Origin of the sequence: Nocardia sp. NPDC004604, assembly GCF_040609795.1 — a bacterium.
Classification (GTDB): Bacteria; Actinomycetota; Actinomycetes; order Mycobacteriales; family Mycobacteriaceae; genus Nocardia.
The window spans coordinates 1-7,671 of sequence record NZ_JBEXLC010000244.1; the positions used below are offsets into that span (position 1 = coordinate 1).

Here is a 7,671-nt window from a genome sequence, read left to right on the forward strand (position 1 = left end):
CGCCAACCAGTCCTGTTCCACCCCACCATCGAAACCCTCATCACCGACCAACACACCACCTTCATCGAACCCAGCCCCCACCCCGTCCTCACCACCGCCATCCAAGACACCGCCGACGCCATCGACACCGACATCATCACCACCGGCACCCTGCGCCGCAACCACGGCACCCACACCGAACTACTAACCTCCGCCGCACACGCCTGGACCCACGGCCTCCCCATCGACTGGACAGCCGAATATCCGAACGCGCGGCGAATCGCGTTGCCCACCTACCCCTTCCAACGCACCCGCTACTGGCTCGACACACCAGCCGGGCCCACGGCACCGAGTGTCGATGCGGAGTTCTGGCATGCGATCGAGCATGAGGATCTCGACGCGCTGGCCGCGATGCTCTCGGTCGGCGACCGCGATCCGCGGCAGGTACTGGGTCCGGCGCTGCCGTTGCTGTCGGACTGGCGGCGTGGGCAGGCCGCTCGCGGAATCGTCGATTCATGGCGCTACCAGGTCAGTTGGCGTCCGCTCCCGGCGTCGGGCATGACCACGACCCTCGACGGAGGTCACCTGGTATTCGTCCCGGCCGAGCACGCGGGGAACCCGTTGGTCACGGCTGTCCTCGATGCGCTGCCCAGGGATGCCGTGCGAATAGTGTACGACGGCAGCGAAACCCGCGAATCAATCGCCGAATCGATCGCCGAACACCGGCCGCAGCGTGTGCTTTCGCTGCTCGCACTGGGCACCGACGCGACGGCTGCGACGCTGAAGCTGCTCCAGGCCTGCGCGGATATCGACCTGGACGCCTCGCTGTGGTGCCTCACCTCCGGTGCGGTATCGGTCGGCCGCGCCGACCGGCTGCGAGATCCGGCTCAGGCGGCGGTGCTCGGACTGGCGCAGGTGGCGAGCCTCGAGCATCCGAGCTGGTGGGGTGGCACCATCGATCTCCCCGAGCGCATCGATGACCGGGCGGCGGCACGCGTAGCGGCGATTCTGGCGGGCCGGTGGGACGAGGATCAGCTCGCCGTGCGTTCCTCGGGTGTGTTCGCCCGGCGGCTGATTCGCGCCGCCGACACGGCCAGGGGACGCACCTGGTCCACCGATGGCGCTGTGCTGGTCACCGGCGGTACCGGCGCGCTCGGCGGTCACGTCGCGCGATGGCTGATTCGTTGCGGCGTAAGGCATCTCGTGCTCACCAGCCGACGCGGCAGCGATGCGCCGGGCGCGGCCGCCCTGCGCGTCGAGCTGGTACAGCTCGCACCCGGCGTCCGCGTCGATATCGAGGCCTGCGACGTCGCCGACCGGGCGGCGCTGGACCGGCTGCTCGCCGCGTTGGATACGCCGGTGTCCGCCGTATTCCACACCGCGGGCGTCGGTACCGCCGCACTCCTCCGGGACACCGATGCGGCGCTGCTCGCACAAGCGTGGGAGGGCAAGGCACGCGGCGCACAGCATCTCGACGACGCCTTCGCCGACACCGCGCTGGATGCCTTCGTGGTGTTTTCCTCTGGTGCCGGCGTGTGGGGTGGCAGCGGACAGGGCGCGTATGCTGCGGCCAATGCCTATCTGGACGCGTTGGCGCAGGCGCGTCGCGACCGGGGCCTGCACGCGCTGTCCGTCGCGTGGGGAACCTGGGGCGGCGGCGGTCTGGCCGCCCACGACGGTGCCGGGGAATCGTTGCGCCGCAGTGGTTTACCCGCCATGGCACCGGAGCTCGCGGTCCAGGCGCTCGGCCGGGCGCTCGACTGCGATGACACCACCGGCACGGTCGCGAATATCGCGTGGGACACGTTCGCGCCCATCCTGAGCGCGGCCCGCCGCCGTCCCCTGATCGGCGACCTCCCTGAGGCGCGAGCGGCGCTGGACGGTTCGCGCACCGACGCACCGGAATCCGCCGAAAACGGCTGGCGGCAAAAGCTTTCCGGATCGACCGAGGCCGAGCGGACTCGGATCCTGCTCGAGCTGGTGCGCGGCGAGGTCGCGGCCGTGCTCGGACATCCGTCCCCGGAGGCGGTTTCGCCGCGGGCCGCGTTCCGCGATCTGGGTGTCGACTCCGTCACCGCCGTGCGACTGCGCGGCAGGCTGGCGGCGGCGACCGGGTTGGCGCTGCCCGCCACGCTGGTCTTCGACCATCCGTCCCCGGTCGCGCTGGTGACGCGCCTGGAGCGGGAACTCCTGGGCGCGGCCGGCCTGACGAGTCCGGCGGCAGGGCCGTCGCGCGACGACAACGACCCGGTGGTGATCGTCGCGATGAGCTGCCGGTTCCCCGGCGGCGCCGACTCACCCGAGGCGCTGTGGGAGCTGGTCGCGCACGGCCGCGACGCGGTGTCCGATTTCCCCACCGACCGCGGTTGGGATATCGACGGCATCTACGACCCGGACCCGACCAAGCCGGGCACGTCCTATAGCCGCGAGGGTGCCTTCGTCACCGATGCGGCCGGTTTCGACGCGGCCGCCTTCGGGATCTCGCCGCGGGAAGCGATGGCGATGGACCCACAGCAGCGGCTGCTGCTGGAAATCTCATGGGAGGCCTTCGAACGGGCCGGTATCGCGCTCGACACGCTGCGGGAAAGCCGAACCGGAGTCTTCATCGGCGCCACCACCTCGCACTACGCCACCGGCGAGGCCGGGCGGAGCGCAGAGGGCTATCTGCTCACCGGAACGGCGACCGCGGTGCTCTCGGGCCGCATCTCCTACACCTTCGGGCTGCAGGGGCCCGCGGTCACCGTGGATACCGCCTGCTCGTCCTCGCTGGTCGCGATGCATCTAGCCGCCAATGCGCTACGCGGCGGTGAATGCTCGCTCGCGCTCGCCGGCGGGGTCACCGTGATGGCGACACCGGCCGCGTTCCTGGAGTTCAGCAGGCAGCGCGGCCTGGCCCCGGACGGCCGGTGCAAGTCGTTCGCCGCGACCGCGGACGGCACCGGCTGGGGCGAGGGCGCGGGTGTCGTTGTGCTGGAACGGTTGTCGGACGCGCGCCGCAACGGCCACCCGGTGCTCGCGGTGTTCCGGGGTTCCGCGGTCAATCAGGACGGTGCGTCCAATGGACTCAGCGCACCCAACGGCCCGTCGCAGCAGCGGGTGATCGGTCAGGCCCTGGCCGATGCCGGTGTGCGGGCCGCGGACGTGGATGTCGTCGAGGCGCACGGCACCGGCACCCGGCTCGGCGACCCCATCGAGGCGCAGGCGCTGCTGGCCACCTACGGCCGGGAGCGCGAGCGGCCGCTGTGGCTGGGATCGGTCAAATCCAACATCGGGCACACCCAGTCCGCCGCCGGGGTGGCAGGCGTGCTCAAGATGATCATGGCGATGCGCCATGGCGTACTGCCGCGCACGCTGCACGTCGACGAGCCGACCCCGCACGTGGACTGGGCCGCGGGCGCGGTCTCGTTGCTCACCGAGGATCGGCCGTGGCCGGATGCCGATCGGCGCCGGCGTGCCGGGGTGTCCGCGTTCGGTGTCAGCGGAACGAACGCGCACGTGATCCTCGAGCAGGCGGAAGAGCCGGAACCTGTCACGCACACGCCGACACCGCCGCCCGCCGTGCCGTGGGTGCTGTCGGCGCACGACGAGACAGCACTGGCGGCGCTGGCCGACCGGCTCGCCGATCAGCTCGCCGACGACACCACGCTGCTCGACGTCGGCTATTCGCTCGCGACGAACCGCAGCATGCTGACGAAGCGGGCAGTGGTGGTCGGCGGCGATCCGGCCGAGCGCAGGCGCGCGTTGCGGTCGTTCGCCGCGGGTCAGGCCGCGCCCAGCGTGCTCACTGGGCGGGCCGGTGCGGGCGCGGTGGCGATGGTGTTCTCCGGGCAAGGCAGTCAGCGCCTCGGCATGGGACGCGAACTCTACGACGGCTATCCGGTTTACGCCGATGCCTTCGACACCGTGTGCGCCGAGCTCGATCAGCACCTTCCTAAACCGTTGTGCGACATAGTTTTCGGTGATGACAAAGAGCTGCTCGACCGGACCCAATTCACCCAACCGGCTTTGTTCGCGTTGCAAGTCGCCGTGTATCGGCTCTGGGAGAGCTGGGGCATCCAGCCCAGCGCCGTTACCGGGCATTCCATCGGTGAAATCACCGCCGCGCATATCGCGGGAGTTCTCACCCTGAGCGATGCGGCAACACTGGTGGCTCATCGTGGCAGGCTCATGCAGTCGCTGCCCGCAGGCGGTGCCATGGTCGCGGTCGACATCACCGAACACGACATCCTCCCCCATCTCCACGGACACGAAGACAAGGTCGGCATTGCCGCCATCAACGGACCCAAAGCCGTTGTGCTGTCCGGAGATAACGCCACGCTCGCCGACATCACCGCCCGGCTCGACGGACATCGGATCACCTGGCTGAAGGTTTCGTGCGCCTTCCACTCACCGTTGATGGACCCCGTCCTCGCCGAATTCCGTCAGGTAGTCGCGGGTCTGGCGTTCTCCGCACCGGCGATCCCGATCGTCTCCACGGTCACCGGACAACCGGTCGGCCACACCACCCTCATCGATCCCGACCACTGGATCCGCCACGCCCGCAACACCGTTCGTTTCGCCGATGCGGTCTCCCAGATCACGGCCGACGCCTATCTCGAAATCGGACCCGACGCCGCCCTCACCACCCACCTCGCCGACACCGCGATCCCTTCGTTACGCCACGACAGACCAGAAATCGAGGCCATCACCACCGCCTTGGCCCGTCTGGTCGTACATGGCGCAAACCCGAACTGGGACAACTACTTCGCGGACACCGGCGCACGACGCGTCGAACTGCCCACCTACCCCTTCCAACACAAGTGTTATTGGCTCGAACCGACCGAGACGACGCCCGCTCGCGAAACAACGGCCGACGCGGCCGAATCCCGATTCTGGGACGCGGTCGAGCGCACGGACCTCGGCGCACTGTCGCAGGTATTGGGGAATGCGGATGACGGACAACTGTCCGCCGCGTTGCCCGTGCTCGCCGACTGGCGACGCAGGCAGCAGGAACAGTCCGTCGTGGACTCCTGGCGCTACCGCATCACCTGGATTCCGCTGACCCCCGAGGCACGTCGGCTCTCGGGCAGTTGGCTGGTGGTCGCGGCCGCCGCGCACCACGGGCACCCGGATGTGGTCGCGGTGGCCGACGCGCTCCGCGACGGCGGCGCCGAAGTGCGGGTCGGGCACGCTGCCGATCTCGGCGATGTCTCCGGAATCGCAGGGGTGGTATCGCTTTTGGCATTCGATGAGGAGCCCGACGAGACGCATCCGGCGCTGTCGCGCGGGCTCGCCGCGACCCTCGCCCTGGTCCACACATTGCAGCGCGCCGAATCGGCCGCGCCGCTGTGGTGCCTGACCCGCGGTGCCGTCGCCATCGGCGACTCGGACCGGTTGCCCGCGCCCGCCCATGCGCAGTTCTGGGGAATGGGGCGCGCCGCCGCACTCGAATGGCCGCACGGCTGGGGCGGACTCATCGATCTGCCCGCGACGATCGACGATCGGACGCTGTCCCGGTTGCCCGCGCTGCTGGCCGATCCCCGTGGGGAGGACCAACTCGCGCTGCGGGCCTCCGGCCTCTTCGCCCGCAGGCTCGCGCGGGCGCCGCAGGGCACGCCGACCCGTTCGCCGTGGACGCCGCGGGGCACGGTATTGATCACCGGCGGCACGGGGGCGCTGGGCGCGCAGGTCGCCCGCTGGCTCGCCCGGCGCGGCGCGGCGCATCTACTGCTCGCCGGGCGCCGCGGCCCCGCCGCTCCCGGCGCGGCGGCGCTGGCCGCGGAACTGTCGGCGCTCGGTGCGGAGGTGACCGTCGCGGCCTGCGATGTGTCCGATCGCGCGGCGGTCGCGGATCTGCTGGCCGCGGTGCCGCCGCATCGACCGCTCACCGCGGTCGTGCACGCCGCCGGCGTCGGACAGCGGAAACCGCTGGCGGACACCGGCATCGACGAGTTCGCCGATATCGTGCGGGCGAAGACGGCGGGCGCCACGCATCTCGACGAGCTGATCGGCGCGCGCGAGCTGGACGCGTTCGTCCTGTTCGCCTCCGTGTCCGGGGTGTGGGGCACCGGCGGGCAGGCGGCGTACGGCGCCGCGAACGCCCACCTCGACGCGCTCGCCCGAAACCGCCGGGATCGCGGGCTGGTCGCCACGTCGGTGGCCTGGGGCCCGTGGGCCGGAGACGGGATGGCGCAGGACGATTCGGGTGCGCATTCGCACCGGCGCAGTCTGCCGCCGCTCGCGCCGGACCTCGCGATGGTGGCGCTGGAACGGGCGCTGGGCGACGACGCGCCCTGCTCGGCGGTCGCGGATGTCGGTTGGGCGGATTTCCTGCCGCCGTTCGTGTCCGCGCGGCCCAGTGCCCTGCTGTCCGATCTCCCGGAGGCACGGGCGTTGGCCGAGGTGCCGCAAGGGCCCGAAAGTTCTAACACCCAACGGTTTTCGTCGCTCGGCACCGCCGAACGACGGGCGAGATTACTGGCCGTGGTCACCTCCGAGGCCGCGTCGGTGCTCGGCCATGCCACCGCCGACGAGGTGACCCCCGACCGGGCGTTCCGTGATCTCGGATTCGACTCGCTGACCGCGGTGGAGCTGCGCAACCGGCTCGGTGCCGTAGTCGGCGTCACCCTCTCGACGACGGCGGTCTTCGACTATCCGAGCCCGGAACAACTTGTCTCCCACCTGGTCTCACTCTTCGACGAGGATCCGCGCGACGAGCGGGCGAACTCGGTGGCCGCGTCCGATGAGCCGCTGGCCGTCGTCGGCATCGGTTGCCGCTTCCCCGGCGGTGTGCGCGGTCCAGAGGAGCTGTGGCAGCTCCTGGCGGCGGGCCGCGATGTGGTGTCGGAGTTTCCCGCCGATCGCGGCTGGGATCTCGCGTCGTTGCGGCAGAACTCGCCCGGCGAATCCGGTGGCAGCACCGCGACCGCGGGTGGTTTTCTGTACGACGCGGCGGAATTCGACGCGGAGTTCTTCGGTATCTCGGCCCGTGAGGCGCGGGCGATGGACCCACAGCAGCGGCTGCTGCTGGAAACCTCCTGGGAGACCTTCGAACGCGCGGGCATCGACCCGAAGTCGCTGCGCGGCAGCCGAACCGGTGTCTTCGTTGGTGGGAACAGCCAGGATTATGTCTCGCTGCTGCGGGACGACGCCGGTACCGCGGGTTATCTCCTCACCGGTAATACGACCAGCGTGGTGTCGGGCCGTATTTCCTACAGCTACGGGCTCGAGGGCCCCGCCGTCACCATCGACACCGCCTGCTCGTCCTCGCTGGTGGCCGTGCATTTGGCGGCCAACGCCCTGCGCGCCGGTGAATGCACTCTGGCACTCGCGGGCGGTGTCACGGTTATGGCAACTCCTATCACTTTCACCGAATTCAGCCGGCAAGGCGGACTCGCACCAGACGGACGCTGTAAAGCCTTCTCCGACAACGCCGACGGCACCGGCTGGGCCGAAGGCGCCGGACTGCTACTGCTGGAACGACTTTCCGACGCGCAGCGCAATGGTCATCCGGTTTTGGCGGTGGTGCGCGGATCGGCCGTCAATCAAGACGGGGCCTCGAACGGACTCACCGCACCCAACGGGCCATCCCAACAACGAGTAATCCGCCAAGCACTGGCCAACGCCGGACTACAACCCTCAGATATCGACGCCGTCGAAGCCCACGGCACCGGCACCCGACTCGGCGACCCCATCGAAGCCCAAGCACTCCTA

The 7,671-nt window shown here is 70.1% G+C and carries 1 protein-coding gene; it reads left to right on the top strand.

Translation table 11 applies throughout. The features are described from left to right. A partial coding sequence (locus ABZW16_RS42020) for a type I polyketide synthase (protein WP_354961747.1) occupies nucleotides 1–7,671 on the top strand: 7,671 nt, incomplete at both ends.